Raw genomic sequence first — 26,413 nt, 5'->3', positions numbered from 1 at the left:
TAAAATCAACCCAGATACAGCAATGTGTTTGGGTTGATTTCTTTCATACTTTTCGTTATTTAGATTAAATTTAAATAGCGTATATTTGCCCTTACAAAAAATCCGGCTTTGAAACAGATTGACTTACATAAATTAAGCGGTTTCCCTAAAAACAAAATGGGAAAAATTTTAGGGTATGATAACGATTACCTGAAAATGCCAAACAAGATCATAGAAATGGGACTTTTACCGGAGACTATTTTCAGAATTTTGTACCAGGCACCCTTCAAGGGTCCTATGTATGTAGAATTTGGAGAAGAAAAAAGCCGCATCGCTCTTCGTGAAGAAGAGGGAGAGTATATCATTGTTGAAGAATTGAATTAATGCAGGAAAATAAGAAAAAAAAGGTCCTTTTAGTCGGGAATCCTAATGTAGGAAAGTCTACGGTTTTCAATGCACTGTGCAATAAAAAACAGAAGACCGGAAACTATGCAGGAGTTACCGTTGCGAGCCATTCCGGAAATTACACCTATAAAAATGAAGAGGTTGAGGTGATCGACCTGCCAGGCTCGTACAGCGTTTATCCAAGTTCGGAAGACGAGGCTATTTTTTCTAAATTTCTTATTGATGAGCAGGAAAATTATGAAGGTGTAATCTATATTCTTGAAGCATTAAGCTTAAAAAGAGGATTACTTCTTTTCCAGCAGATACAGGATCTTGGTATTCCTATGATCCTGGTGGTCAACCAGATTGATCAGGCAGAAAGAAGAGGCATTAGCATTGATATCCAGAAATTTTCTGATGCTCTGGGGATTAAAATTATTCAAACCAATGCCAAAGAACAGATTGGAATAGATAAGATTAAAGAGTCTGTTTTGCAAAATGGATTTAAAAAAGCAGAGACCATCACCTTCGAAACGCCAAACGAGCATAAAGATTTTATTCAGAAAATTGCGGCCCATAAAGGACTTGACAACGAATATAAAGCCTGGATGAGTATTTCATTGGGCTCCGATCTCGGAAGAATAGAATCTATAAAAGATCTTCTTAACCAGCCTGATTCTAAAAGCTTGGTTCCAAAACGATTACAGGTTCAGGAGACCGTAAGAAGATATCAGAGCGTAGATAAAATATTAGCAGATGTAATCTCTAAAAAAGCCCAGTTCAAAGAGCTTTTAACGGAGAAATTAGATAAAGTGCTGGTCCACAAATTCTGGGGCTATGTTGTTTTTCTTTTTATTCTGCTGATTATTTTCCAAAGTGTTTTCTTCCTTGCAGAATATCCGATGAACTGGATCGATGATTCCTTCTCATGGCTGGCTGCTTTTGCTGCAGAACACTTGCCGGAAGGGCCTGTCAATTCACTGGTTTCAAGTGGAATTATTCCCGGAATCGGAGGAATTGTAGTATTTGCCCCACAGATTGGTATTTTATTATATTTCCTATATCTACTGGAAGATTCAGGATATATGGCGAGAGTGGTATTTCTGATGGACAGGCTGCTGAGACCTTTCGGACTGAATGGGAAAAGTATCGTTCCTTTAGTATCAGGAACGGCCTGTGCCATTCCTGCAGTGATTTCTACAAGAAATATTGAAAATGTAAAAGAAAGATTATTAACCATACTGGTTACTCCTTTTATGACCTGTTCTGCAAGGCTTCCGGTATACAGCATCATTATCGGGCTGATCATTTCTGACGGATCTTTCCTTGGAATTAAATATAAAGCGCTGGTATTGATGGGAATGTACCTTTTGGGCTTCCTTGTAGCACTGTTTTCAGCAGCAGTTTTGAAAAGATTTATCAAAAATAAAGACAAGACTTATCTTGTAATGGATTTGCCAACTTATAAAAAGCCTCTTTTCGGATACGATCTTAAAATGGTACTGGGTAAGGTTTGGGACTTCGTTACAGGAGCAGGAAAGATTATTTTTATTGTAAGTATCATTGTCTGGTTTTTAAGTTATTTTGGACCCAAACAGAAACCCAATCAATTCGTGGCTCCCAATGTAGAACTCGACCATTCTTATCTGGCCAAAATGGGTAAAGGGATTGAGCCTCTTATCGAACCGCTTGGTTACGACTGGAAAATGGGCGTGGGAATTCTGACAAGCTTTGTGGCCAGAGAAGTTTTCGTCGGGACAATGTCTACACTCTACAGTTTGGATGATGATGCCCCCGAAGTGAAAGTAATAGATAAAATGAGAAGAGACGTAAAACCTGACGGCGAAAAAGTGTTCAGCTTCGCAACGGGAATTTCCGTACTTTTATTTTATGCATTCGCAATGCAGTGTGTTTCTACGCTTGCAGTAGTCTACAGAGAAACCAAAAGTTGGAAATGGACCGGCTTTCAGGTTGTAATGATGACCGGTTTGGCATATTTTGTGTCGTTGATAGCATATCAGATTTTAAAATAATGGATACTTCACTAATTTTTCAGTACGTAATCATCATACTGATCGTTGCATTCGCCTGTTATTCTTTATTTAAAGTACTCAGAAAGAATTTCGCACCGAAAAAATTCAGTTCCAAAAGAACCAACTGTGATAAAGACTGCGGTTGCTCCTGATCCTGTTTTTAAGCTTATAATTGAAAAAATTGTAGTAATTTCATTCTCTGAAACTAAAACCTTTTCGATTTGAGCCCAAAATCAGCAGCAGTCTTGTTATTCTCTCTTCTAACCATTTGGGCAAACGCCCAGATCGATACTGCTAAAATCAAGTCCTATGCAGATCAGGTAATGGTCCGTGTAAATCTCGACACCAATATTGAAAAATATGTTTTTACAGAAGGCCCTGAGGACAAACCTTTAGAAACCATCTTTTCAATCAACAATAAAACAAGAGCTTCCTTTTCTATTGATTATAGGATTATAAGTGCAACTATTTCATTTACACCAAGTTTTCTTCCTGGGAATAATGATGATGCGCTCAAAGGAAGTAGCTCCTATGCAGACTTTAGATTCAGGCTTTTCCCCAAAAAATTTATCCAGACCGTTTATTACAAAAACGTAAAAGGATTTTATATGGAAAATATGAGCGATTTTTTTCCGGACTGGAAAGAAGGAAAAGACCCATACCTTCAGTTTCCCGATCTTAGGGTTCAGAGTTTTGGAGGGTCTACAGCCTATGTACTAAAGGATAATTTCTCTCTGAAAAGTATTTATACACAAGGCGAATGGCAGAAAGAAAGCCGTGGAAGCTGGGTGCCTATTGTAGATTATCACCTTTCCATATTCAGAGATATTTTAAACGGACAGAAAAGTAAAGAAACCCAGTACAGTTTCGGGGGCAGCATGGGGTACTTTTATAATTGGGTGCTTGGCGCGAAAAAAAGAGTGAATATTGCTCCTCATATCTCGCTGGGATTAGGCGGAATGTTTTCCAACAGCTGGGATATTCAGGCGGACGGGACAAAATTTAACAAACAAAATACACAGTATCTAACCCTGAAGTTTGCTAGCGGACTTCATATAGGATATAATACAGACCGGTTTCTGTTCGGAGGAAAATTTAATGTCAATGCTTATGCCTACAATGAAAAAGATAACCAGAATGTAGAAAATAACAATCTATATGGATTGCTGTATATAGGTTACCGTTTTCCGCCACCGAAGGTTATCAAAAGGAATTATGACAAGATTCAGAAAAAGATTCCCATCTTATAACTTATTAGGTCTTTTAAGTATCTTTGCTAATGAAACCAATTAAAAAAATAAAAACAGAATGTCGTTAATAAAATCTATTTCCGGGATCAGAGGGACGATCGGCGGAAAAGTAAATGATAACTTAACCCCTCTGGATGTCGTGAAATTTGCATCAGCATTTGGAACCTGGCTTCAGAATACACAGAATAAAAAGAATTTAACCCTGGTCATAGGAAGAGATGCCAGAATTTCCGGGGAAATGGTTTCCTCGCTGGTAACAGCTACTCTGCAGGGATTGGGAATAAATGTAGTGGATCTTGGACTTTCTACAACACCAACGGTGGAAGTAATGGTTCCTGAACTGAATGCAGATGGAGGAATTATCCTGACTGCTTCCCACAATCCAAAGCAATGGAATGCTCTTAAACTGTTGAATGGTAAAGGAGAGTTCATCAGTGGGGATGATGGTGCAAAAGTACTCGCTCTTGCTGAAAGTGAAGATTTCAACTACGCAGAAGTAGATGATCTTGGAAAATATGAAACAAGAAATGATGCGTTTGATATTCATATCCAGCAGATTTTAGATCTTCCGATGGTAGACATTGAAGCCATTAAAGCTAAAAAATTCAAAATCGTTCTCGATGCGGTAAATTCTACAGGAGGAATTGCAATTCCAATGCTTCTGGATAAGCTTGGCTGCGAAACAATTAAATTATATTGCGAACCAAACGGGCAGTTTCCACACAATCCTGAACCTTTGAAAGAGCACTTGGGAGACATCTGTGAGCTTGTAAAAAAAGAAAATGCAGATTTAGGAATCGTTGTAGATCCGGATGTAGACCGATTAGCCTTAATTGATGAGAAAGGAGAGATGTTCGGGGAAGAATATACCTTGGTTGCCGTTGCAGATTATTTATTGAAACATAAGAAAGGCGCTGCTATCTCAAACCTTTCCTCAAGCCGTGCTTTGAGGGATGTTGCCAGAAGCCACGATTCAGAATACTTTGCAAGTGCTGTAGGAGAAGTAAACGTAGTGAACCTGATGAAAGAAAAGAATGCAGTAATCGGAGGCGAAGGAAACGGAGGAATTATCTATCCTGATCTTCATTATGGAAGAGACTCTTTGGTAGGAGCAGCATTGTTTTTAACCCATCTGGCAAAAGAAAACAAATCCGTTTCCGAATTAAGAGCAGGATACCCAAGCTATTTTATGGGGAAAAAGAAAATAGAGCTGACTCCGGAGATTAATGTAGATGATATCTTAGCCAAAATGGAAAAAGAATATCAGAACGAAGAAGTTTCTACGGTAGATGGTGTTAAAATCGACTTTGAAAACAATTGGGTTCACCTTAGAAAATCCAATACAGAACCGATTATCAGGATTTATACTGAAGCTTACACTCAGGAAGAAGCCGATAAGCTTGGAGATGATATCATCGCTAAAATTAAAAGTTTAATCTAAATAAATCAGGAACGGAACAGAAATGCTCCGTTCTTTTTTCTTATCGAAATGTTTGAGCATATACAGAACAGGTTTCTCTTCCCGAAAGAAAAATGGCGGAAATTTCTAAGCTGCTTCGAGCGCATGGATGTTCCTGCTAAAACTTTGCTTTTAAAGGAAAATGAAGTTTCAGACTGTGCCTATTATATTGAAAAAGGGGTCGTAAGAGCATGGTACAACAATGACGGGAAAGACGTGACCTTTCAGTTCTTTATGGAAAATACGATGTTTTCTTCCCTCGAAAGCTTCAGGAAAGGCCTGCCCAGTATGGTATCCTTCGAAACCATAGAATCCTGTATTTTATGGAAGATCCGTAAAGCTGATGCAGATGCTGTTTTAGCTGAGGTATACGAAGATCCGGAACTGAGGAACCAATTCATGGATTCTCTTTTTGAAAGAATCTTCGACTATATGAAACATTTTTTCTCATTTATAAAAGATACCCCGAAACAACGCTATCTCAGCCTCACCAAAGAACGGCCTGAAATCATCAGAAGAATCCCACAGCATTATATTGCTTCCTACCTGGGAATTACTACAGTACATCTTAGCAGGATCAAAGGCGCAATTTTAAAAGAGGATGCTTTAAAAAAATAATCAGCAGGATAACTGATAACAAATGTTATTGCACTGCAGACCGCTCTCATCCTAATTTTGTATAAAAATTTAAATAATGAAAGCAGCAGTCGTATTTGAAAAAGGAAGAATTCCTCAATATGCAGATTTTCAGGATCCGGAAACCCCTAAGGAAAATGAAACGCAGGTATCAGTCAAAGCAGCATCCATCAAAAATCTTGATAGAGCTATAGCGGGTGGAAGTCATTATTCCGTCAGCGGCGAGGTACATCAGCCAAGAATTATCGGGACAGATGGTGCCGGATATCTTGAAAATGGTCAGAAAGTATATTTTTTCAGTAAAAAAGGAACCACAGCCGAAAAAGTCAATGCTGAAAAAGGATTTGTCATTCCCGTACCGGAAGAACTGGATTTCGCTACCGCTGCCGCATTGCCCAACGCCGTTATGGGATCTGCGATGGGATTGAAATTCAAAGCAGGGATGAAACCCGGAGATACCGTTCTGATCAATGGAGCAACCGGAGTGACGGGAAAAATTGCAGTTCAGGTGGCCAGATTATACGGAGCCAAAAATATCATTGCTACAGGTAGAAACGAGGCGTCTTTACAGTCACTTCTTACATTGGGAGCAGATGAAGTAGTTTCTTTAAAGCAGCCGGACGAAGATTTTGTAGCAAAAATTAAAGAAATTCACAACGAAACACCTATTGATATTATCTTAGATTATCTCTGGGGCCATTCTATAGAGATGTTGCTGTATGCTCTTAAAGGAAACGTAACATTTTCTCACAAGACCAGACTGGTTTCTGTAGGAGGAATGAGCGGAGATACCATTCAGCTGTCTTCGCAGATTCTGAGAGGAACAGATATTCAGATCTCCGGATCCGGATTGGGAAGCTGGACAAAAGAAGAGACCCGTATGCTGTTTACGGAAATTATTCCTGAAATGTTCCAGGCGGCAGTAGAAGGTAAAATTAAAATAGATACGGAAACGGCAGAAATAAAGGATGTAGAATCAGTCTGGAATACCGAAATTCCGGCCGGAAAAAGACTTGTTCTGACTATTTAACCACAATTTCCGTTTTTTATCCACAATCCTTTTATCTGTTTTCTTTTTTTACTATCTTTAATATAGAAATTTATGAAAAAATAATTCAAAAAAAAGTTGCAACTTTGCATAAACATTTGAATTTCAGTTTCAGAGGTTATTATTAATTAAAAGTTTGCCGAGGTTTGTAAGCATATTCAGACATCGGGCCGACAAAGACAACACTATTGGAAGAGTATTTTGGAAATGAACTTGTAAAAAAGTTCGAGGAAATGATGGAAAATAATGATGAATTCTACTTCGATACCGAAGAGCTAGAAGACATTATTGTTTATTATTTGGAGCTGGGAGACTTTAACTACGCAGACAATGCTGTTAATTATGGCCTTAAGCTTCATCCCAATTCATTGGATATCAAGATCAAAAGACTTGAGATTCTTTTGGAATGGGAAGATTATAATACCGCAAAAGAACTCATTGACGAACTGAAAGGTTCATCCATGGAAAACACAGACTTTATGGTCTGCTATGCGAAGTATTATTCGAACCTGGGAAACCCCAGAAAAGCCATTGACATCTGCAAAAAAGCCTTAGAACTGCAGGAAGAAGAAAACTTCCTTCATAACTTTATTGCGGACGAATATGTAAACTTGGGAGACCCTTTTAACGCTCTTAAACACTACAGAAAAGCTCTGAAAGAAGATCCTATGGATGAGTATTCTCTCGAAAACTGTATGATCTGCTTCAGCGACCTGAATAAGAGCGAGGAGGCTATTGCCTTTCTTAATGAATATTTAGATGAATTTGCCTATTCCGAAACCGCTTGGTTCGAATACGGGCAGTTTTACTTCAACAGAAAGAATTACGAAGAAGCCATAAAAGGATATGATTACCTTTTGGCTATCAACTCAAGTTCTGTAGGAGTATATGCAAACAAAGCAGCCTGTTACGAAGCCCTGGGACAGTACCAGAAGGCCGTAGAGGTATACGAGGAAATGCTTGAGCTTGAATATACCAAAGCATTTACATTTTATAAAATAGGATTGTGCTATAAGGCGCAGAAACAGTCCATAATGGCCTTAAATGCATTCCAGAAATCATTGAGAGAAGACCCACAGTTTTATCTTGCGATGATGGAACAATCTTATCTCTATGAAGAAATGGGAGGTATGAAAGAAGCCCTGCATTTTGCAAGAGAAGCTACCCAGCTGAATGACAGTAACCTTGACTATCAGAAAAGACTGGCATTTCTATTTATTGATTCCGGAAAATTTGAAGAAAGCCTTGCCTGCCTGAAAAAGCTGGTAGATGCGGAACCTTCAAGGTTTTATAACTGGTATGCCTATTCAGAGGTTTTGATGCTTCTTGGAGAATATGAAGAGGCGGTAACTATTCTGGATAATGCCTTAAGGGTACATGACAGGGCAGAGCTTTACTATCAGCTCAGCAACTGCTATTTCAACCTGAGAAACCCGGAAAAAGGAGCAGAATCTCTTCAGAAAGCTTTAAATATTGACGCATCGCTTGCTCAGGATATGCAGAAAAAATATCCTTTCATCAAAGATGAGGTAAAGAAAGTCAAAGCCAAAGTGAAAAAGAAGAATTCTTAGAAGTTGGAAGAAGGAAGTTTAGACTGAAGATCGAAGGATCTGCCTTAATTCTCCTTAGCAGCTTAAAGATTCTTAATGACTTAAATTAACAATCATACATACTTAAATCCTGCAGCGATGCAGGATTTTTAATGTATCAATTTTAATGTATCAATACCTGTTTATTTTTTTATAACCGCTGTTTTAGACCTTAAAAAAATCAGTCCGCCGATAATAACTCCTGCTCCAACAAACTGTAAAAAGCTCAGTTTTTCACCATCCAGAAATCCCCAGATAATAGCAACGATAGGCATCAGCAGGGTTACTGTTGACGCAAATAGCGGGGTAGATACCTTCAGTAGCCTGTAATTTAAAGTCATGGCCAGCCCGGTTCCAAAGATAGACAGCAAGCTTACAAACATCAGTCCCAGCATATTGTCCTCATTAAAACTGAATGTTGAAAAGAATCCCGTGAATGTTAAAGCAATAAGAGAAGGGAAAAATAAAACAAATGAAAAAACAAATGCCGATAAAATCGTGGAAGAGACATCCATTAGTTTAGATTTCACCGTTGTTGTGCTTAAAGCATAGCACAGCGTGGCCAGTAACAGCAATAATATCGGAATAAGCTTGAATTTTCCGCCTTCCCCATCTCCTCCGAAAGCCAATAAGCAGACTCCGGCAAAGCTGATCATTGTTCCCACGATCTGCCTTTTAGTGGTGTCAAACTTCCAGACCAGCGCTCCCACAATAATCACGAAGATAGGCATCATAGAATTGATAATTCCAGCGATACTGCTGCTTACTTCCGTTTCCGCAATCGGAAATAGAAACATAGGAATGAAATTTCCTGTAAATGCAGCCAGGATAAGCCACTTCAAATGCTTTTTGGGAAACAGTTTATATTTTGAAATCGCGACCGGCATTAAAATAATTCCTGCGATCAGAACCCTGAGCGCCCCTACCTGATAGGGACTGAAATGCTCAAGAGACTTTTTGATCAAAATAAAAGACGAGCCCCAGATAACAGTTAATACAATCAGAAGGATCCATTTTTCTTTATCTGCGTTCATTATTTTTGTGTAAGATGTTTAAAAATTCTTTTTTAGGAATCATTTTTGCGCCTAAGCTTTCCAGGTGCTCTGTATGAGACTGACAGTCAATGAGATCAATATTATCTTTGTTGTTTTCCACAAAATGAATAAAGCCGGCTTTAGAAGCATTGCTTACTTTCGCAAACATACTTTCGCCGCAGAAAACATTTCCGATCTGAAGGCCGTAAAAACCTCCAACCAGTTCTCCATCCTGCCATACCTCAATACTTTTGGCAAGACCATATTCATTAAGCTGAATAAAAGATTCCATCAGTTCATCCGAAAGCCATGTTCCAGTCTGTCCCTTTCTGCTCGTTTGCTGGCAGTTTTGGATCACTTCCCTAAAGCATTTGTTTTCAGAAAATGTAAAAATACCCCTGTTCAGTATTTTCCGCATCGATTTTGAAACTTTTAGTTCTTCAGGAAACAGGACAAATCTGGGATCCGGGCACCACCACAATATTTCCTCTCCGGGATTGTACCACGGAAAGATCCCCAGCTGGTAGGCGAACCAAACCCTTTCTGTAGACAGGTCTCCTCCGAAGGCAACCAGCCCGTCGTGACCGTCATAAAGTTCAGGATCGGGGAATGAAATCTCGTTTTCGTCTAATCGGACCATTTTTTTGGAAAAAAAATCCCACTTGATAAAGCAGGATTTATATTTGATCTTATTTTTTAATTAAAAAGGTAAATCATCATCATCGTCACCAGCGAAAGGATTTTCATTGGAAACCGGGGATGCAGATTGAGAAGGAGAGGCCTGAGTAGGCTCAGATCCGTTGTCCATTACTTTTTCAATTTTCCATCCTGTAATAGAATTGAAATACTTAGTTTCACCCTGAGGAGAAACCCATTCTCTTCCTCTGATGTTGATTCCCACTTTTACATTTTCACCCTCCTTAAGGTTATCTAATAAACTGATCTTATCAGACAAAAATTCTATGTTTATCGGCTGTGGATACTGTTCCTGGGTTAAAATAACCATTTCTCTCTTTTGAAAGCCGCTTGCAAATGTCTGAGCATCAAAAAGTTTCTTTACCGTTCCTTGTAATTCCATATTGTAATTATTAACGTTGTAAAAGTAAGAAAATGAAATGTAATAATTGGAGGACCTGAAAAAAAATATGAGAATTTTAATTTTTTTTTCTGAAAAGTTTGGAGACAATGGAAAAAGTCCTATATTTGCACTCACAAAAACGAAGCAAGCTCTTTAAAATAAGCAAAAACAAACCAGCGGATGTGGTGTAATTGGTAGCCACGCCAGACTTAGGATCTGGTGCCGTGAGGCGTGGGGGTTCGAGTCCCTTCATCCGCACTATGCGAAAATAGCTCAGCTGGTAGAGCACAACCTTGCCAAGGTTGGGGTCGCGGGTTCGAATCCCGTTTTTCGCTCCACACCTGCCCTGGTGGTGGAACTGGTAGACACGCAGGACTTAAAATCCTGTGTTCGTAAGAACGTGCGGGTTCAAGTCCCGCCCGGGGTACTAAACTCTCTGTTGATCTCAACGGAGAGTTTTTTTATTTTTAAAGGTTTGTAAGAAATCGTTTATTTATCATTGTTGGTAAGTATTTATGTTTTTTTTAGTTCTTATTTTAAGGCAAATGTTTTATATTTGTAGTCATAAAAAGAATAAGTTCTTTATATAAAGAATAAATAACGAGCGGATGTGGTGTAATTGGTAGCCACGCCAGACTTAGGATCTGGTGCCGTGAGGCGTGGGGGTTCGAGTCCCTTCATCCGCACTATGCGAAAAAACTCTCTGTATTGTTTACAGGGAGTTTTTGTTTTTATAGCCCTCATAAACGGGTGTTTGGCGTGCATTAGTCATAAGGCTTTTTGATAAACTATTGATCCGTGTCAGTTTAATTAGCCCTTATCTGTATTTTCCACAAATATTCAATCTGTATCCAAGATAATAGTAACTTCTGTATCTGTGTCCATAATGGAATACTCCATAATTTTGTTATACTAAACAGAGCATTATGGAAACTATTATTCGAAACCAACAGCAGCTTCAATATGCTGACGTCTATATTTCAGATATGCAGTCGCTGAGAAATATCTTTCTGCAGTCCCAAAATTTATCCAGATTAAGCCAGGATTTCGGTGTACCCTTTCTTTTGGCTAAAAAAAGAAATGAGATTCTTGGTTTTGCAAGTCTGATCATTAACGGAAAAGGGGAGATCGCATTTAAGATCTATGGGAAAAGTGATCTTGCGGACTCTGAAAAAAAGAATTTTAATCTTCAGGCGGAGCGTTATTTCAATAAAAACAATTCAGCAAATTTCCGGAATGCAGAACAGCTGAAAAGCAGTATCAATAGAATGATCAGCTGGTTGAATGTTGGATAAAACGTCAATAAATTTGTACATTTACTTAAAACCGGGGCTTTATGTCAAAAGACGTTCTCTATCTTAAAATAGCAAAATCTGTCACTGAGCAGATCAAAAGCGATACGCTGCAGCAAGGAGACAGACTGCCTTCACTAAGAAGTGCTCAAAAACTCTATAATGTCAGTCTGAATACTGTAAAACAGGCTTATATGGAACTGGAAAGCCGCTCTCTGGTTGAATCCCGTCCCAAGTATGGCTATTTTGTGAGCCAGACTTCCCAAAGAAAGCTGGCATTGCCTTCGGTGGCTCCAATGAAAGAAGCTGAGAAGAAAAATACACCGGAAGACCTTATTGATAAAGTATTCGGAACCATTGATGGGACAGATGTTACCCAGTTTGCTTTGGGAATTCCTGGGAAAAGCTTCCTTCCTTTGGCAAAACTCAAGAAATGCATGATCAATGTGATCAAGAGAAAGAATGACAGCGGTACAGATTATGAGCCGGTACAGGGAAGCGAATACCTCCGTCGGGAAGCTGCCAAATGGGCTCTGGTGTTGGAGGGAAAAATATCAGAAGACGATCTGGTCATCACCTCTGGGGCCATGAATGCAGTATATACCTGCCTGATGGCGGTGACGAAACCTAGAGATTCCGTAGCGGTGGAAAGTCCGGTCTATTTTGGAGTGCTTCAGGCGATCCAGCAGCTGGGGCTGAAGGTGGTGGAAATTCCTACCCATCCTATTTACGGAGTAGATCTGGATGCCTTGAAAAAAGTGCTTCCTACACTTTCTGCCTGTTGTTTTGTGACGAATTTTAATAATCCGTTAGGCTTTCAGATGCCGGATGACAATAAAAAAGAACTGGTAAGGATGATTACGGAATATAATGTTCCTCTGATCGAAGATGATATATACGGAAACCTGTATTTTGGAGCAGAAAGACCCAAACCGTGTAAATTTTATGATGAAGCCGGGCTTGTGATGTGGATAGGATCAGTTTCCAAAACCCTTGCTCCCGGTTATCGTGTCGGTTGGGTTGCTCCCGGAAAATTTAAAGAAAAGGTAATCCGGCAGAAGCTGGTGCAGACTGTGTGCAGCCCATCCCTGTATCCGGATGTAATTGCGGATTTTCTTGAACACGGCCGCTATGACCATCACCTGAGAATGTTCAGAAATAAGCTGTATGCAAACTATCTTCAGATACAGAAATCAGTGGGAGAGTATTTCCCGGACAATACAAAGGTTTCGGAACCTAAAGGAGGCTTTATGCTATGGCTGGAGCTGGATAAAAGGATATGCACGGAAGACCTTTATGATGAAGCCATGAGCCAGAAAATAACCTTTGCCCCGGGAAGAATGTTTTCCCAATATAATCAATATCAAAACTGTATGCGCCTTAACTATGCCCTGGAATGGACGGACAGGGTAGAAAGTGACCTTGAAAAGCTTGCAAAAATGGTTAAAAAAAGAATTTAATTAAACCTTATAAACGATGAATGATACAAATAATGAAGTAAAAATTATAGCCTATGATCCTCAATATAAAGATGCTTTCAAAGCTTTAAACGAAGAATGGATCAAAAAAATTTTCACCATGGAGGCCGGCGATTATAAACTGCTGGACAATCCCGAAGAGCACATTATAAACAAAGGAGGATATATTGTTTTTGCTCTGCTGGATAATGAGCCAGTGGGAACATGTGCTTTAGTGAAATTGTCCGATAAACCACTTAAATTTGAACTCTCAAAGATGGCTGTAAGCCCCAAAGCACAAGGAAAGCAAATAGGATATCTGGTAGGACAGACCTTGGTAGATAAAGCCAGGGAATTAAATGCAGAAAGTATTTCCCTTGAAACCAACTCTGTGCTCGTTCCTGCAATAAAATTATATGAAAAGCTTGGTTTTAAGCATATGCCAGCCTCTGATTCAGCTTATTGCCGCTGTGATACACAGATGCTGCTGGAGCTTTAAATAAGAAATATTGCTGTTCTTAGCTAAGATTCTTTCTGTTCATGAGGTTTTGCTTTCCCTCATGCCTATTCGCTCTTTTTCCTTATTTTTGTGAAATTCCTTATTTCAATGAAAAAGATTATCCTCATCGAAGACGAAACCAGTGTTGTATCTTTTATAAAGAAAGGGCTTCAGGAAAACGGGTATGAAGTTTCCGTAGCCTTTGACGGACGCACTGGTGTACAGTTGGTGCAGGCCAACGATTTTGATCTGGTAATTCTGGACATTATGCTGCCGGAAATGAATGGGCTGGATGTCTGCAAAGAAATCAGGAAAACCAATCAACATGTTCCTATCCTCTTTTTAACAGCTTTGGGAACTTCTGAAAATATAGTGTTGGGTCTGGAAAGCGGAGGTGATGATTATCTTGTAAAGCCATTCAAGTTCATTGAGCTGGTAGCCCGCGTGAAATCATTATTAAGAAGAAGCAATGGAGTAAATCCTCAGGAAATTGCTGAACCGGAGCCTGATAATGAACATGTCTTCAAGTTTTCAGATCTGATTGTTAATGATTATACCAAGAAAGTTACCCGTGCCGGAGATGAAATTTCTTTAACTTCTACAGAATATAAACTGCTGCTCTATTTCCTGAATAATCCTGAAAAAGTAATTTCCAGAGCTGAAATTCTGGATGCAGTCTGGGGTGTTAATTATGAGCTGGGAACCAATGTTGTAGATGTTTATGTAAATTATCTGAGAAAAAAACTGGATAATCAGGATGATCATAAGCTGATTCATACTGTAATAGGGATGGGGTATGTATTGAAAAAACCTTAATGGATGTTTAATAAAGTTGTCACAAATCAAACCAAAACAATGGTGCTTCTGATGCTGGTATTTACTGCCATCATTCTGCTGTTCAGTGGCCTGGTTTATTTTTCTATTGTCAACTTTTCACACCAGAGATTTTATGAGCTGCTGAAAATCCGTACAACAACTATTGTTCAGATCGAAAAAAGCAAAGACCACCTTGACCTTCCCGAAAACTATATCCTCAACGGCCTCAATGATGAGGAGCTTCCCATGGAAAGAGATTATGTTTTTGCGGTTCCGGCGGATTCCAATTTCAGGAAGATCTCACAGGAGGTTCATATTCCGGACTATTTTTTCAAAAGCATTGTCAGAAAAGGGGAGGCCAATTATAATGACAAAGAATTTTATTATATCGGGCAGACCTTCAGGTATGATGATAAGGACTATATTGCCATTGCTTCTGCCAAGAACCATTACGTAATTTACTACCTGGGATTTTTAAAGAGAACGCTGATTACCTGTATTGTACTGTCCCTGTTCTTCAGTATGATTTTTTCTTTTTATCTGTCTAAAACCTTATTTAGGCCCATCTTAAAAATTACAGGTAAGGTAAAAGAGATCAGCTCCGAAAATCTTCACCTGAGACTGGAGTCGCAACCCGACAATAAGGAACTTAATGAGCTGGTAGATACTTTCAACGGAATGCTGAACCGGATAGAAACCTCATTTGAGACCCAAAACCATCTGATCGGGAATGTTTCCCATGAGCTGAGAACACCACTTACCTCGATCATGGGAGAAGCGGATGTCGCTCTTTCTATCGGCAGAACAGCTGATGAATACAAAGAAACCCTTGAGATTATCCTTGATGAAGCCGAAAAGCTGGATAAAAAGATCAAAGCCTTGCTCATGATTGCTCAGACCGGTTTCGATGGAAAGATCCAGAAAATGGATAAAGTAAGAATCGATCAGCTGCTTTGGGACGTCATTGAAACCTTGAGAAAAATTGATTCAAGAAATAATATTTATCTGGATATCAGTATGCTTCCGGATAATCCTAAAAAATTAAAAGTACAGGGCAACGAACAGCTGCTTCATCTTGCGGTAGCCAATATCATCAATAACGGTTGTAAATATTCTAATTTCCAGCAGGTAAAAGTCTCGCTGGGCGCTACAGATACAGATGTTTATATCATTGTAAAGGACTTTGGAATAGGTATTCCGGAGGTGGAAATGAATAAAATCTACGACCCATTCTTCAGGGCTTCCAATACCAAAAACTACGAAGGCTACGGAATCGGACTTCCGCTGGCCAGAAACATCGTAAGAATGCACCACGGCGAACTGATCGTAAGTTCTCACGAAAACCAGGGAACCACAGTACAGATGCGTTTTCCTAATTTCTACAGTACGAGACCGGAAGGAGCTTAATAGCAAAGAACAATCCTACAAATACAAAAAGCAAAGAACAATCTGCTCAATTTCTTAAATCAGCGAGAGAAAACTATGTACTTTATTTTCATTCCTCCGAAAAATTAAAGTATCCATCTCAAATGTCTCATATTAACGCCTGTTAACAATATTCTAATCTCATTTTAATCTCTTTAATCACATTTTAATTCCGTTCCAAAGCGCTTCTAATCTTACCACTTTAGTTTTGTATCATCAAAATATGACGACAAACCTAAATCTAAAAAGATATGACCAAAACAATCTTAATCGCCACGGATTACTCTCTTGAGTCACTGAATATATTAAAAAAAGTGCTGAAAGAGAAAGAAACATCGGAAGACCAGAATCAGTATACTATTCTTTTGGTTTCAGGGTATGATGGTGGAGATTCCATCAGGGACCTTCTGTTCAACACAAAAAGTACCATTTTTAATAAGATCAGGCCGCAGGAATTCTGTGATGCCTATGGAATTATCAAAAATAAATACCCCCATTTAATAAATAAGATTGTCTGCGATATTTTTACAGGAAGCTTTCAAAGGACGTTCAATAATTATATGAAAACGGAAAATATTGAGGAAGCTTATTACTCTCCATCTATTAAGAGTAAAGGAAAGGGAAAATTTGATATTGCTCCTTACATCAGAAAATGCAAAGATATCAAGGTTCAGGAAATTAAAATTGAAATCCCTGAAAGACTTCCTGAAAGAGGAAAACTGGCAGAGATATTTGTTGAGGCCTAAAAAATGATAAACACAATATAAAAGAATAAAAAATGTTAAGAAATTATAGTAACAGCCGAACGTTGGGAGACAATATCAGATTGGGGACGCTGACTGCATTCACTGCAGGGACTATAAATATTGCCTCCCTTTTAATATTTCTCTCTTTTACATCGAACGTAACGGGACATTACGCCATCCTTGCTGCGGAAATCAGCAAAGGAAACTGGACGCAGGTGGCCGTAGTTGGGGCATGGATCTTTTTGTTCTTCTTCGGAAGCTTTTTGTCCAACTTCATCGTCATCAACTTTAATAAGAAAAGTAAATATTTTGCTCATGCAATGCCGATTGTGCTGGAAATCATATGTTTGCTTTTTGTGGGAATTTATGGGCAGTTTTATTATCAGAAAACATTGGAAGAAACAGAATATCTGGTTGCACTGATGCTTTTTGCAACAGGACTTCAGAACGGGCTTACGGCAAGCATCTCCAATTTCTCGGTGAAAACGACCCACCTTACGGGTACCACCACCGATCTTGGAATTCTGCTTTCCATGTTTACCCAGAAAAAATACAGAAAGAATGGTGAGCTGATAGGAAGGGCAAAACTGCTCATGAGTATAATGGCAGCCTATGTTTTAGGAGCTGTTTTCTCTGGACTAACGTATTACTATCTTGAATTCAGGGTATTTTATGTGATCAGTCTGTGTCTTTTGATTGTGATCGGTTATGATGCCTATAAGATTCATATAAGGCATTTTAATACCAAATACCGATACAGCAGAATTTATAAAAAGCCCACTGTACTGGCTTATCTATACGACAAAGTCCACGGTATTCCAAAAAGAAAAGAAAAAAGAAAACTTGTCTTTGATGATTGAGCAATAAAGAAATAAAATAAATATCAAATTATTTTTTGTGTAAACTAGCTGTGAAACACCCCTTTTTGATAATAAAAAAGGGGTGTTCTTTATCAGAAATCTTGGTCGCGTAAATGAGCTACCTGTTTTAGACAAGAATAAACAGATAGATAGAACGTATGCTTAGTCAGTGGTGTAGCCGCGTCTCTTTGCTCAACTAAAAACTAAAGCAGCTCATCTTTAAACTTTGCGTTAAAAAATACCAGCCTTTCAGAATTCTTTTCCTCTGGCAGAGATTAAAAAATGGACAGGATACAAAATGTGATTAAAATGTTGATAATTAAATTTTAATTCACGGTTTTAATGTTTTAATTCCCGTTTCCATTGCCTATTTTTGTAAGTTGATTATACGTTTTATGTCAGATATTATTCAGCTTTTACCGGATCATGTAGCCAACCAAATTGCGGCAGGAGAAGTGGTGCAGAGACCTGCGTCCATTGTGAAGGAACTTTTGGAAAATGCTATTGATGCGGGTGCGTCCAAGATAGAATTGATTATCAGGGATGCAGGAAAAAACCTGATCCAGGTGGTAGATGATGGCAAAGGAATGTCTGAAACAGATGCCCGGATGGCGTTTGAAAGACATGCTACGTCAAAAATCAAAGCAACAGAAGATATTTTCAGAATTGCTACAAAAGGATTTCGGGGTGAAGCATTGGCTTCCATTGCTGCCGTTTCCCAGGTTGAACTGAGGACGAAGCAGAATGATGCCAAAATTGGAACCAATATCTATATTGAAGGCGGTGTATTTCAGTTTCAGGACCCGATACAGACTGCCGACGGATCCAATTTCCTGGTGAAAAACCTATTCTACAACGTTCCGGCCCGAAGAAAATTTCTTAAAAATAATAATGTTGAATTCAGACATGTCATTGATGAATTTCAGCGCGTTGCATTAGCTCATGAAAATCTGGAATTTTCTCTGTTTCATGATGATGAAGCTGTTTTCAGATTGAGAAAAGGCAGCCAGATGCAGCGTATTGTAGATGTTTTCGGACGTAAACTGCAGCCGCAGCTGATTCCTATAAAAGAAGATATTATCTGGTGTAAACTTCATGGATTTGTTGCGAAGCCTGAAGGCGCCAAAAAATCAAGAGGAGAACAGTTTTTTTTCGTTAACGGAAGGTATTTCAAAAGTCCGTATTTCAATAAAGCGGTTCAGGAAGCTTTCGAAGGATTGCTTTTACCGGGTTATGTTCCTACATTTTTCCTTTATCTTGAATTAGATCCTGAAAAAATAGATGTGAATATCCACCCCCAGAAAACGGAAGTGAAGTTTGAAGATGAACACCTGATTTTTGCCCTTCTCCGTTCCACCATTAAAAGGTCCCTGGGAATTTATAACGTTTCTCCTAGCCTTGATTTTGATAAAGACCCGGAAATGGACGCCATGATGAATAAGCCTTTCCCAAGCAAAGGAAACGGCGGCGGAGGAGTCATCAAAATGCCGGAAATTATAGTAGACAAAGACTACAACCCTTTTATTGAAGAAAGAAATGTACGTCCCGAAGAAATTCAGAATCTTACGGAAATGTACCATCAGAATATTACAGCAGAGCCCTCAAAGATCAATTTATTTGAAGACGAAGATTTTGATGAGGACCTGATGAGGTTACCCAATGGCTATTGGCTGTTCAATAAAGGAGATGTAACCCTGATGCTGGACCTTGGAAGAATGCACCGGCTGGTTGTTTCAGAGAACAATAAAACCTCCAGGAAGCCAAATATCAATCCAAACAGCCATACACTTCTGTTTTCTCTGGAGTATCATATGAACGAAATAGAAAAGAATAAATATAATTCTTTCAAAAAATTTCTGCCTGAACTTGGGTTTGACATGAAAATTGCACATGAAAGCGTGCTGAGAATAGACGCGCTTCCCGAGGGATTGAAAGAAACCCAGGCCATGAAGTTCCTGGAGAACCTTTTTGAGATCCTGGAATATAAGACTGAAGAAGAATTTATGCAGTTTTATCTCAACCAGTGGAACAAAATGCAGTCCAAATCAAGGTTTGATTTCATCTATAAAAAAGATGCGGAACAGATGATCAAAGACTTTACAGCATTAGGCTTCCCGGAATTTTTACCGGATGGCAAAAGATGCTTTTATGAAGTTCCGTTTAATGATTTTAAAAACAAATTTTAAAAAATGTTTAACAATATACCGCCCATCACCAGGAATATTATCATTATCAATGTTATCGTGTTCATTGGGACTTATTTTCTTGGAAATCAGGTAATCGGCTACCTTGCCGGCTTTTATCCTTTTTCTCCGTTTTTCCATTCATGGCAAATCATTACCCACATGTTTATGCATGGAAGCATTATGCACATTCTGTTTAATATGCTGACTCTGTACAGTTTCGGGCCTATCCTGGAGCAAACGTTGGGGGATAAAAAATATTTGATTCTCTATTTTTTAAGTGGATTAGGAGCTTTTTTCCTTTTTAATTTATGGAATTTCGTTGAGGCACAACAGCTTACAAATGAACTGCAGCAGCTCGGATTTAATGTTAATGCTTATTTATCCGGAGCAAGTGTAGGATTTAGTGGCGACGCTGCATCAGTTCTTAAGCAGAAAGAATTGTTGGAGAGTTTGAAGGGAATTGTAGCAACGCCTATGGTGGGTGCTTCCGGAGCTATTTTCGGAGTAGTGGCGGCTTTTGCTACCCTTTATCCCGATTCAAAAATCATGATGATGTTCATTCCTATTCCTATAAAGGTAAAATATCTGATGCCTATCGTTATTATAGTTTCCATATACCTTGGAGTATCCGGGAACGGAGGTGGTATTGCCCATCTCGCTCACGTTGGAGGAGCATTAGTTGGCTGGATTCTTGCAAGAATCTGGAAGAAACATCTGTATAGATTCAATTAGAAACATCTGTGAAAGTCTTCCGTCTTATTATATTAATCCTGCATGTAGGCGTTTTGTTCCTGCTGCTTTGTACCTTTCTGAATGCCTATGTTCCGCCTAAAATATTTCCGTGGTTCAATCTGCTTTCCTTAGGTTTTCCGATCCTTATTGTCATATATGCAGTATTTACGCTTTTCTGGCTTTTCAGCTGGAAAAAGAGAAGTTTTGTATTTATGCTGGCCGGGCTTATCTTTTTTAGCCCTATACAAAGATGGGTGAATTTTTCTTCTGATAAAAAAGAGACAGCAAATCTGAAGGTCATTACCTTTAATGTGAAAGCTGGCTTAATGGGAGCCTCTGACATTGAGAAATTTTTAAACAATGCCAATGCAGATGTCGTTATGCTGCAGGAGGCCGGTAAAAAAGTTTCTGTTAAAGACAGGGAAGTGATTAATAAGAATGGGATTCTTAAAATCTTTTCAAAACATAAAATAATAGACTCCAGAGAACTCATCAAGAGTGATTATGAAAGTAATAATGCCTATGCTTCCCAGGCAGATATTGAAATCAGAGGTAAAATATACCGTTTTATCAATATCTATCTTGAACCCTTTAAATTTGAAAAAGGGATGATCAAAATGGATGGGGTAAAAGAAGAAGATGAAAGGAAGCTGAAAAATATTGTTAAAAGGCTTATTCCTGTTTTTAAAAAACATCAGGATCAGGTGGATGAAATTAAAGAAGCGATTAGAAGTTCGCCTTATCCCGTGATGGTTATGGGAGATCTTAATTCCGTTCCCAATTCTTATGAATATTATCATTTATCTGATGGATTGCAGGATGCTTTTGTAGAGGCAGGAAAAGGGAGCGCCACAAGCTTTCATGATTATAAATTTCCGATAAGAATAGATTATATTTTTACCTCGAAAAGTATATTGCCCATTACCTATAAAGTGGACCGGACTATAAAGCTTTCAGATCACTATCCGGTAGTATCCACATTTTCAATAAGCCACTAATAATCATAAAATTAGTTAAAGTAACAGGCTTGGTAAGGTTTTTGATGAAAAAAATATACCCTAGACCGTTACTTCATGAAGCTGAGTCAATTACTGCTGTTTATACATATTGCTGTTGCCGTGCTGCTCCTGTGCACATTAGGTAACGCGTGGATTCCGCCTAATTTTTTAGGCAGTCTTAACCTGCTTTCCCTAGGGTTTCCCTATCTGATTTTAATCTATGTTTTACTGACGCTTGTCTGGATTTTTAAAAGAAAGAAAATCGCTATTGCTTTTGCTTTAGGTGCTCTTCTTTTTTATAACCCGGTAAGAAGGTGGGTAAACTTCTCACCAAAAACGGAGAATTTAAAGTCGATCAGAGATATTAAAGTTCTTACATTTAATGTAAAATACGGAGATTTCGGCTGGGACAAAGTAAAAAAGTACATTACAGATCAGAATGCAGATATTATTCTTGTTCAAGAAAAAGATACCAACAGAGCAATAAAACGGGATATGATAAAATATCCGTCGGTTATTCTGAAAACAAAACATAAAATCTTAAGACAGGAACAGCTGATTGAGGATAAGGCAAGAGGAAACTCTTTCTATGCAGATGTAGACATCAACGGAAAGATCATAAGGGTGGTTACTGTTTATCTGGAACCTTTCAGGCTTCACAAATCAATGCTTAAATTTGATGGTCTTGCAGAGGTAGGAGGGAAAATTACCAATCTTCTTTCTCATATGACTCCGACCTTTAAGGCTCATGAAGATCAGATCAGAAAAATCAGAAAAGTAATTGATTTCTCACCTTATCCGGTTATCCTGGCAGGTGATTTTAATTCGGTGCCTAATTCCTATGAATATTATAACCTGGGAAAAGACCTTCAGGATGCCTTTGTTACGGTAGGAAATGGCGCTTCTACCAGCTTTCATGATTATAAAGTTCCGCTTAGGATCGACTATATATTTACCTCAAAATCCATTATTCCTTTAAGCTATAAAGTGGATCATGCTGTAAAATTATCGGATCACTATCCTGTAATTGCAGAATTTCTGCTAAATTAGTTCCATGAAAAATTTACTGTCTGCAGTTTTTATGGTATCATTGTTTTTAATGGCCTGCTCAAAGAAAGAAACTCCGGGTTTCGCCGCCGATCAGGACGTAAAAATTCATTATGATACGGCAGCGGTGGATTCATTTTCGGCAGGAGCAACATCAATAGATATTGTCCGCCAGATCCGGATGTCTTCACAGAAATACCAGGACTCTATAAAACAGGCAGAAAAACTTCAGAAAGAAGAACAGAAGCTGAAAGAAGAGCTTGATAAAGAAAATAAAAAAAAGCAGGAAGAGGATAAGAAAAAGACTGAAGCAGAGAAGAAAAAGAAAACGGCTGACAGCCCGCCCGCCAACGGAACAAAAACAGAATAAATACATTTAAAAAAATATACAATATGAAAAAACAAATTTTAGCAGCAGCTGCAGTGGCAGTACTTGCTGTATCATGCACAAAATCAACAACTAAAACAGAACAGGTTGAAAGCGCAGACGGATCGGTAACAACGACAACGACTACAGTTTCAGAAACGCCTACTGCTGTTATAGATACCGCTAAAATAGACAAGGCTAAAGAAAATGTAAAAACTAAAGTGGATGCAGCCGGAAATAAAATAGACGATGCTGCCCAAAAAGCTAAGGAAGACCTTAATAAGGCCGGAAAAGATATCAAAGCCGGAGCTAAGGAAGTTGGCCAGGATGTAAAAGATGCTGCGGCAAAAGGAGCTGCCAAAGTAGAAGAGGGAGCGAAACAGCTGAAGGAAGATCTGAAGAAATAGTGAAATACCAAATAAAAGAAAACGCAGTCAAATTTTTGACTGCGTTTTTTGTTACATATCTTTTGAGGAATGTTATTACTTGTTAAGCTCCAGCAAAGGATCTATATACTCCCTGTCGTTGCTTAGCCTCGGAACTTTATTCTGGCCGCCAAGTTTTCCCTTGGATTCCAGCCAGTGGTAAAAAAGATTAGGTTTTGCACTGTGGACAATTGGCCTTTTCAGGGTCAGGTTATTGTATCTTTTGGCCTCATAATCTGAATTGATCGTTTTTAAATGATGATCAAAAGCATCGGTAAAACGCTCCAGATCATCCGGATGCTGGCTGAACTCGAAAATCCATTCATGGGCACCGCTTTCATTTTCTTTCATAAAAACAGGAGCCCCCGTAAAATCGGTGATACTTGCCCCGGTAACTTCACAGGCTTTCGTAAGGGCAGACTCTACATTGGTAATCATCAGTTCTTCTCCGAACGCGTTGATATAATGTTTGGTTCTTCCCGTAATTTTTATTCTGAAAGGATTGGTCGAAGTAAACACAACGGTATCGCCAATCAGGTATCTCCACAGTCCTCCGTTGGTAGTGATCACCATGGCATAGTTTTTCCCGACTTCAACATCTTCCAGGCTTACAACTTTCGGATTGGAAAAATGAAACTGGTCCATCGGAATGAACTCGTAAAAAATACCATAATCCAGCATCAGCAGCATTTCATCACTGTTTGATCTGTCCTGTATCCCGAAGAAGCCTTCAGAAGCATTGTAAATTTCGTAGTAATTGATCTTTTTTCCGATGATCTGCCTGTACTGGTCCTTGTATGGCTTAAAACTGATTCCGCCGTGAAAAAAGACCTCTAAATTAGGCCACAGCTCAGAAATACTTCCGCTGTCCGTCTCTTTTAAAACTCTTTGGAGCAGAACCATCATCCAACTGGGTACCCCAAGGATACTTCCCACATCTTCATTTTTTACTTCTGAGGTGATCGCTTTAAGTTTGCTTTCCCATTCAGACATCAGGGAAACCTTTTTACTTGGCGTTGTAGTAATCTCCACCCAAAAAGGAAGATTGTCAATTAAAATAGCTGAAAGATCCCCGAATTTGGTGTTGAAATCTGCATGAAGCTCAGAGCTTCCGCCCAAACGTAGGTTTTTATTAGTGAATAGCTGGTTTTCAGGATGGTTGTTGGCGTAGATGGAAACCATGTCCTTTCCTGCCTTCATATGACAGTATTCAAGGCTTTCTGCAGAAATAGGTATAAATTTGCTCTTTGCATTTGTGGTTCCCGATGATTTTGCAAAATGTTTGATGTAGCCCGGCCAGCTTACATCTTTTTGCCCCTGCCTTGCCTTCTCAATATAAGGTTCAAAATCTTCATAAGTAACGATCGGAACCTTGTTTTTGAAGTCCTGATAGCTCGAAATCGAATTAAAGCCATAGGTTTTGCCATATTCAGTGTCTTCTGCATGAAACAGCTGGGAAAAGAGTATACCTTTCTGAGTTTCAATGGGATGATCCATGAAATTCTGAATCTGATCTATCCTTTGGCGGATAAACCAGTTGACCACAGTATTGAAAAGTGCCTTTGTTGCCATTCCAACAAATATAATAATATTTGGATTTTTAGAGAATTTTTATGGTGTTAAATAAAAAAACCGCTACAAATTATGTAACGGCTCTGTATTTAGATTTATTATTTCTTAGCAATACTCATCAAAAGCTGCCTGAAGATTAGCTGCAATAGCGCCTGCAGGATTACCTTCAATGTGATGTCTTTCCAGCATGTGAACTAATTCACCATCCTTGAAAAGAGCTACACATGGTGAGCTTGGAGGGAATGGAGCAAGATGTTTTCTTGCTTCTGCTACAGCTTCCGTATCAAATCCTGCAAAAACAGTTGTTAAATGATCGGGCTTTTTGTCACCTGTCAAAGAATAGACAACTCCGGGTCTTGCTGCACCTGCTGCACATCCGCATACTGAATTAATAACCAATAGAGTAGTTCCCGGCTGCTTTAAAGCCTCTTCTACCTGTGCTGGAGATGTTAAATCTTCGAAACCTTTATCTGTAAGTTCTGCCTTCATAGGCATTACTAAATCTGTTGGATACATATATTTTGTTTTTATCGATACAAAGTTAAACAATTCTTTGCGTTTGTTCAATATATAAAAACTATCAAAGCTTTAGTCATAAAAAATTAATACAATATTAATATTTCAATAATATTCCAAAAAACCTGAAATAAAGTTATGAATAATGATAATTAAGTATTAAATTTGAAATGATTCTGAAAACGACTGACCATGAAAAAAACATTTATGCTTTCCCTCGAGCATTCAAATTATTTAACATGATGTAATTTACAGCAGTTAAGTAAAGCTTATTCAGTTTTGAATGATGACAGACTGAATTAAATTTGAATATCAAAAAAATGAATCCCGGAACGCCAGCGTTCCGGGATTCTTTAATCAAATCGATATGCAAAGGTTGGATATCCTGTTTTGGGGATCGTGTTTCATGTTTGAGATGATATATACCCGAACCTCGTTTCACGTATCCTGTTTACGAAAGCAGCTTCTTAGCCATTTCGGAAATGCTTTTTCCGTCAGACTTACCTGCCAACGCTTTTGAAGCGGCTCCCATCACCTTCCCTAAGTCTTTGGTAGACTCGGCTCCGGTTTGGGCAATAATATTCTTAATTTCTGCTTCAAGCTCTTCCGGACTAAGCTGTTCAGGAAGAAACTTCTCAATCACTTTCATCTGTGCTTCTTCCACTTCCGCAAGGTCATTTCTTCCCTGTGCTGCGAACTGTTCGAAAGAATCTTTACGCTGCTTGATCATTCTCTGAAGGATCGCAATTTCCTGTTCTGCAGAAACTTCAGCACCTCTTGCTTCCGTCTGTAGAAGTAAAATCTGAGCTTTTACAGCTCTCAGAGAGTCCAGAGCAACCCTGTCTTTTTCTCTCATCGCTGCTTTAATCGCTTCACTTATAGTATTTTCTAAACTCATGGTTTTAAATTTAACAATGTATCAATGTAACAGTTTACCAATGAGATGCTTCACAAACTCAGCATGACGGTTGTATTGTTACATTGG

General features: G+C 38.7%; 26 protein-coding genes and 4 tRNA genes. 24 read left to right on the top strand and 6 right to left on the bottom strand.

Annotated features, from left to right (window positions below; all coding sequences use genetic code 11):
* Positions 1-108 precede the first annotated feature (108 nt).
* From DRF61_RS02900 to DRF61_RS02870, 7 genes are all read left to right on the top strand, one after another.
* Positions 109-363 carry a FeoA family protein gene (locus DRF61_RS02900; protein WP_111953877.1) on the top strand — a complete coding sequence of 85 codons (255 nt, stop codon included), beginning with the start codon at positions 109-111 and terminating at the stop codon, positions 361-363.
* Positions 363-2,396: a ferrous iron transport protein B gene (gene feoB / locus DRF61_RS02895; protein ID WP_111953875.1), complete on the top strand. Its 2,034-nt coding sequence runs from the start codon at positions 363-365 to the stop codon at positions 2,394-2,396. The genes DRF61_RS02900 and feoB overlap by 1 nt, the downstream gene beginning before the upstream one ends.
* 221 nt (positions 2,397-2,617) lie before the next feature.
* A complete protein-coding gene (locus DRF61_RS02890; protein WP_146897037.1) occupies positions 2,618-3,646 on the top strand; it encodes a DUF4421 family protein in 1,029 nt (342 codons plus the stop codon).
* 58 nt (positions 3,647-3,704) lie between these two features.
* Positions 3,705-5,087 carry a phosphoglucosamine mutase gene (gene glmM, locus DRF61_RS02885; RefSeq protein WP_111953871.1) on the top strand — a complete coding sequence of 461 codons (1,383 nt, stop codon included), beginning with the start codon at positions 3,705-3,707 and terminating at the stop codon, positions 5,085-5,087.
* Positions 5,088-5,135: 48 nt separating this feature from the next.
* On the top strand, positions 5,136-5,723 hold the full coding sequence (locus DRF61_RS02880) for a Crp/Fnr family transcriptional regulator (protein WP_111953869.1): 588 nt from the start codon (positions 5,136-5,138) through the stop codon (positions 5,721-5,723).
* 76 nt (positions 5,724-5,799) lie between these two features.
* Positions 5,800-6,771 carry a quinone oxidoreductase family protein gene (locus tag DRF61_RS02875; protein WP_111953867.1) on the top strand — a complete coding sequence of 324 codons (972 nt, stop codon included), beginning with the start codon at positions 5,800-5,802 and terminating at the stop codon, positions 6,769-6,771.
* Positions 6,772-6,977: 206 nt separating this feature from the next.
* Positions 6,978-8,360, top strand: a complete 1,383-nt coding sequence (locus tag DRF61_RS02870) for a tetratricopeptide repeat protein (RefSeq protein ID WP_111953865.1) — start codon at positions 6,978-6,980, stop codon at positions 8,358-8,360.
* A 161-nt stretch (positions 8,361-8,521) separates the two neighbouring features.
* Here the strand turns inward: DRF61_RS02870 and DRF61_RS02865 are convergent, their stop codons facing one another.
* From DRF61_RS02865 to DRF61_RS02855, 3 genes are read right to left on the bottom strand one after another with little or no spacing between them, the layout of a single operon-like run.
* Entirely contained in the window at positions 8,522-9,412 is an 891-nt protein-coding gene (locus tag DRF61_RS02865) for a DMT family transporter (protein ID WP_111953863.1), read from the bottom strand.
* Positions 9,399-10,052, bottom strand: a complete 654-nt coding sequence (gene aat, locus DRF61_RS02860) for a leucyl/phenylalanyl-tRNA--protein transferase (protein ID WP_111953861.1) — start codon at positions 10,050-10,052, stop codon at positions 9,399-9,401. Before aat ends, DRF61_RS02865 begins: the two co-directional genes overlap by 14 nt.
* Positions 10,053-10,112: 60 nt before the next feature.
* On the bottom strand, positions 10,113-10,490 hold the full coding sequence (locus tag DRF61_RS02855; RefSeq protein ID WP_034739828.1) for a DUF3127 domain-containing protein: 378 nt from the start codon (positions 10,488-10,490) through the stop codon (positions 10,113-10,115).
* Between the two features lie 176 nt (positions 10,491-10,666).
* On the opposite strand from DRF61_RS02855, the gene DRF61_RS02850 reads away from it, so the two are divergent.
* From DRF61_RS02850 to DRF61_RS02770, 17 genes are all read left to right on the top strand, one after another.
* Positions 10,667-10,748: transfer RNA gene (locus tag DRF61_RS02850), tRNA-Leu, on the top strand.
* Between the two features lie 4 nt (positions 10,749-10,752).
* A tRNA-Gly gene (locus DRF61_RS02845) sits at positions 10,753-10,828 on the top strand.
* A 5-nt stretch (positions 10,829-10,833) separates the two neighbouring features.
* Positions 10,834-10,917: transfer RNA gene (locus DRF61_RS02840), tRNA-Leu, on the top strand.
* A gap of 177 nt (positions 10,918-11,094) precedes the next feature.
* Positions 11,095-11,176 (top strand) — tRNA-Leu (locus DRF61_RS02835).
* A gap of 240 nt (positions 11,177-11,416) precedes the next feature.
* Positions 11,417-11,785 (top strand): hypothetical protein, encoded by a 369-nt coding sequence (locus DRF61_RS02830; protein WP_111953859.1) that lies wholly within the window; start codon positions 11,417-11,419, stop codon positions 11,783-11,785.
* Between the two features lie 41 nt (positions 11,786-11,826).
* A complete protein-coding gene (locus tag DRF61_RS02825; RefSeq protein WP_111953857.1) occupies positions 11,827-13,242 on the top strand; it encodes an aminotransferase-like domain-containing protein in 1,416 nt (471 codons plus the stop codon).
* Positions 13,243-13,258: 16 nt separating this feature from the next.
* Positions 13,259-13,738: a GNAT family N-acetyltransferase gene (locus tag DRF61_RS02820; RefSeq protein WP_111953855.1), complete on the top strand. Its 480-nt coding sequence runs from the start codon at positions 13,259-13,261 to the stop codon at positions 13,736-13,738.
* Positions 13,739-13,846: 108 nt separating this feature from the next.
* Positions 13,847-14,554 carry a response regulator transcription factor gene (locus DRF61_RS02815; protein ID WP_111953853.1) on the top strand — a complete coding sequence of 236 codons (708 nt, stop codon included), beginning with the start codon at positions 13,847-13,849 and terminating at the stop codon, positions 14,552-14,554.
* A 3-nt stretch (positions 14,555-14,557) separates the two neighbouring features.
* A complete protein-coding gene (locus DRF61_RS02810; protein ID WP_111953851.1) occupies positions 14,558-15,961 on the top strand; it encodes a HAMP domain-containing sensor histidine kinase in 1,404 nt (467 codons plus the stop codon).
* Positions 15,962-16,230: 269 nt separating this feature from the next.
* Positions 16,231-16,725, top strand: coding sequence for a hypothetical protein (locus DRF61_RS02805; protein WP_111953849.1), 495 nt, complete (start codon positions 16,231-16,233; stop codon positions 16,723-16,725).
* 32 nt (positions 16,726-16,757) lie between these two features.
* Positions 16,758-17,585 (top strand): YoaK family protein, encoded by an 828-nt coding sequence (locus DRF61_RS02800; RefSeq protein ID WP_111953847.1) that lies wholly within the window; start codon positions 16,758-16,760, stop codon positions 17,583-17,585.
* A 395-nt stretch (positions 17,586-17,980) separates the two neighbouring features.
* Complete coding sequence (mutL, locus tag DRF61_RS02795; RefSeq protein ID WP_111953845.1) at positions 17,981-19,771, top strand: DNA mismatch repair endonuclease MutL; 1,791 nt, start codon at positions 17,981-17,983, stop codon at positions 19,769-19,771.
* Between the two features lie 3 nt (positions 19,772-19,774).
* The gene (locus DRF61_RS02790; RefSeq protein WP_111953843.1) at positions 19,775-20,503 is read left to right on the top strand and encodes a rhomboid family intramembrane serine protease; all 729 of its coding nucleotides are present in this window, start codon (positions 19,775-19,777) and stop codon (positions 20,501-20,503) included.
* An 8-nt stretch (positions 20,504-20,511) separates the two neighbouring features.
* Positions 20,512-21,501 (top strand): endonuclease/exonuclease/phosphatase family protein, encoded by a 990-nt coding sequence (locus tag DRF61_RS02785; RefSeq protein ID WP_111953841.1) that lies wholly within the window; start codon positions 20,512-20,514, stop codon positions 21,499-21,501.
* 75 nt (positions 21,502-21,576) lie between these two features.
* Entirely contained in the window at positions 21,577-22,551 is a 975-nt protein-coding gene (locus tag DRF61_RS02780; protein ID WP_111953839.1) for an endonuclease/exonuclease/phosphatase family protein, read from the top strand.
* A gap of 4 nt (positions 22,552-22,555) precedes the next feature.
* On the top strand, positions 22,556-22,918 hold the full coding sequence (locus DRF61_RS02775; RefSeq protein WP_111953837.1) for a hypothetical protein: 363 nt from the start codon (positions 22,556-22,558) through the stop codon (positions 22,916-22,918).
* A gap of 23 nt (positions 22,919-22,941) precedes the next feature.
* Complete coding sequence (locus tag DRF61_RS02770) at positions 22,942-23,322, top strand: hypothetical protein (RefSeq protein WP_111953835.1); 381 nt, start codon at positions 22,942-22,944, stop codon at positions 23,320-23,322.
* A gap of 75 nt (positions 23,323-23,397) precedes the next feature.
* On the opposite strand, the gene DRF61_RS02765 is transcribed toward DRF61_RS02770, so the two are convergent.
* From DRF61_RS02765 to DRF61_RS02755, 3 genes are all read right to left on the bottom strand, one after another.
* Positions 23,398-24,912: a GH3 auxin-responsive promoter family protein gene (locus DRF61_RS02765; RefSeq protein WP_111953833.1), complete on the bottom strand. Its 1,515-nt coding sequence runs from the start codon at positions 24,910-24,912 to the stop codon at positions 23,398-23,400.
* 105 nt (positions 24,913-25,017) lie between these two features.
* The gene (locus DRF61_RS02760) at positions 25,018-25,428 is read right to left on the bottom strand and encodes a BrxA/BrxB family bacilliredoxin (RefSeq protein WP_034701172.1); all 411 of its coding nucleotides are present in this window, start codon (positions 25,426-25,428) and stop codon (positions 25,018-25,020) included.
* 451 nt (positions 25,429-25,879) lie between these two features.
* A complete protein-coding gene (locus DRF61_RS02755) occupies positions 25,880-26,326 on the bottom strand; it encodes a GatB/YqeY domain-containing protein (RefSeq protein ID WP_111953831.1) in 447 nt (148 codons plus the stop codon).
* Positions 26,327-26,413 lie beyond the last annotated feature (87 nt).

The sequence above is a fragment of the Chryseobacterium lathyri genome, assembly GCF_003290185.1.
GTDB classification, from domain to species: Bacteria; Bacteroidota; Bacteroidia; order Flavobacteriales; family Weeksellaceae; genus Chryseobacterium; species Chryseobacterium lathyri.
This window is presented reverse-complemented; position numbering and strand designations above follow the sequence as displayed.

Bases quoted from the DNA above. Each gene is read 5' to 3' on its own strand.
- feoB (WP_111953875.1), top strand. From the start codon at position 363: ATGCAGGAAAATAAGAAAAAAAAGGTCCTTTTAGTCGGGAATCCTAAT.
- glmM (WP_111953871.1), top strand. From the start codon at position 3,705: ATGTCGTTAATAAAATCTATTTCCGGGATCAGAGGGACGATCGGCGGA.
- DRF61_RS02880 (WP_111953869.1), top strand. From the start codon at position 5,136: ATGTTTGAGCATATACAGAACAGGTTTCTCTTCCCGAAAGAAAAATGG.
- DRF61_RS02875 (WP_111953867.1), top strand. From the start codon at position 5,800: ATGAAAGCAGCAGTCGTATTTGAAAAAGGAAGAATTCCTCAATATGCA.
- DRF61_RS02865 (WP_111953863.1), bottom strand. From the start codon at position 9,412: ATGAACGCAGATAAAGAAAAATGGATCCTTCTGATTGTATTAACTGTT.
- aat (WP_111953861.1), bottom strand. From the start codon at position 10,052: ATGGTCCGATTAGACGAAAACGAGATTTCATTCCCCGATCCTGAACTT.
- DRF61_RS02855 (WP_034739828.1), bottom strand. From the start codon at position 10,490: ATGGAATTACAAGGAACGGTAAAGAAACTTTTTGATGCTCAGACATTT.
- DRF61_RS02830 (WP_111953859.1), top strand. From the start codon at position 11,417: ATGGAAACTATTATTCGAAACCAACAGCAGCTTCAATATGCTGACGTC.
- DRF61_RS02825 (WP_111953857.1), top strand. From the start codon at position 11,827: ATGTCAAAAGACGTTCTCTATCTTAAAATAGCAAAATCTGTCACTGAG.
- DRF61_RS02820 (WP_111953855.1), top strand. From the start codon at position 13,259: ATGAATGATACAAATAATGAAGTAAAAATTATAGCCTATGATCCTCAA.
- DRF61_RS02815 (WP_111953853.1), top strand. From the start codon at position 13,847: ATGAAAAAGATTATCCTCATCGAAGACGAAACCAGTGTTGTATCTTTT.
- DRF61_RS02810 (WP_111953851.1), top strand. From the start codon at position 14,558: ATGTTTAATAAAGTTGTCACAAATCAAACCAAAACAATGGTGCTTCTG.
- DRF61_RS02805 (WP_111953849.1), top strand. From the start codon at position 16,231: ATGACCAAAACAATCTTAATCGCCACGGATTACTCTCTTGAGTCACTG.
- DRF61_RS02800 (WP_111953847.1), top strand. From the start codon at position 16,758: ATGTTAAGAAATTATAGTAACAGCCGAACGTTGGGAGACAATATCAGA.
- mutL (WP_111953845.1), top strand. From the start codon at position 17,981: ATGTCAGATATTATTCAGCTTTTACCGGATCATGTAGCCAACCAAATT.
- DRF61_RS02790 (WP_111953843.1), top strand. From the start codon at position 19,775: ATGTTTAACAATATACCGCCCATCACCAGGAATATTATCATTATCAAT.
- DRF61_RS02780 (WP_111953839.1), top strand. From the start codon at position 21,577: ATGAAGCTGAGTCAATTACTGCTGTTTATACATATTGCTGTTGCCGTG.
- DRF61_RS02775 (WP_111953837.1), top strand. From the start codon at position 22,556: ATGAAAAATTTACTGTCTGCAGTTTTTATGGTATCATTGTTTTTAATG.
- DRF61_RS02770 (WP_111953835.1), top strand. From the start codon at position 22,942: ATGAAAAAACAAATTTTAGCAGCAGCTGCAGTGGCAGTACTTGCTGTA.
- DRF61_RS02765 (WP_111953833.1), bottom strand. From the start codon at position 24,912: ATGGCAACAAAGGCACTTTTCAATACTGTGGTCAACTGGTTTATCCGC.
- DRF61_RS02760 (WP_034701172.1), bottom strand. From the start codon at position 25,428: ATGTATCCAACAGATTTAGTAATGCCTATGAAGGCAGAACTTACAGAT.
- DRF61_RS02755 (WP_111953831.1), bottom strand. From the start codon at position 26,326: ATGAGTTTAGAAAATACTATAAGTGAAGCGATTAAAGCAGCGATGAGA.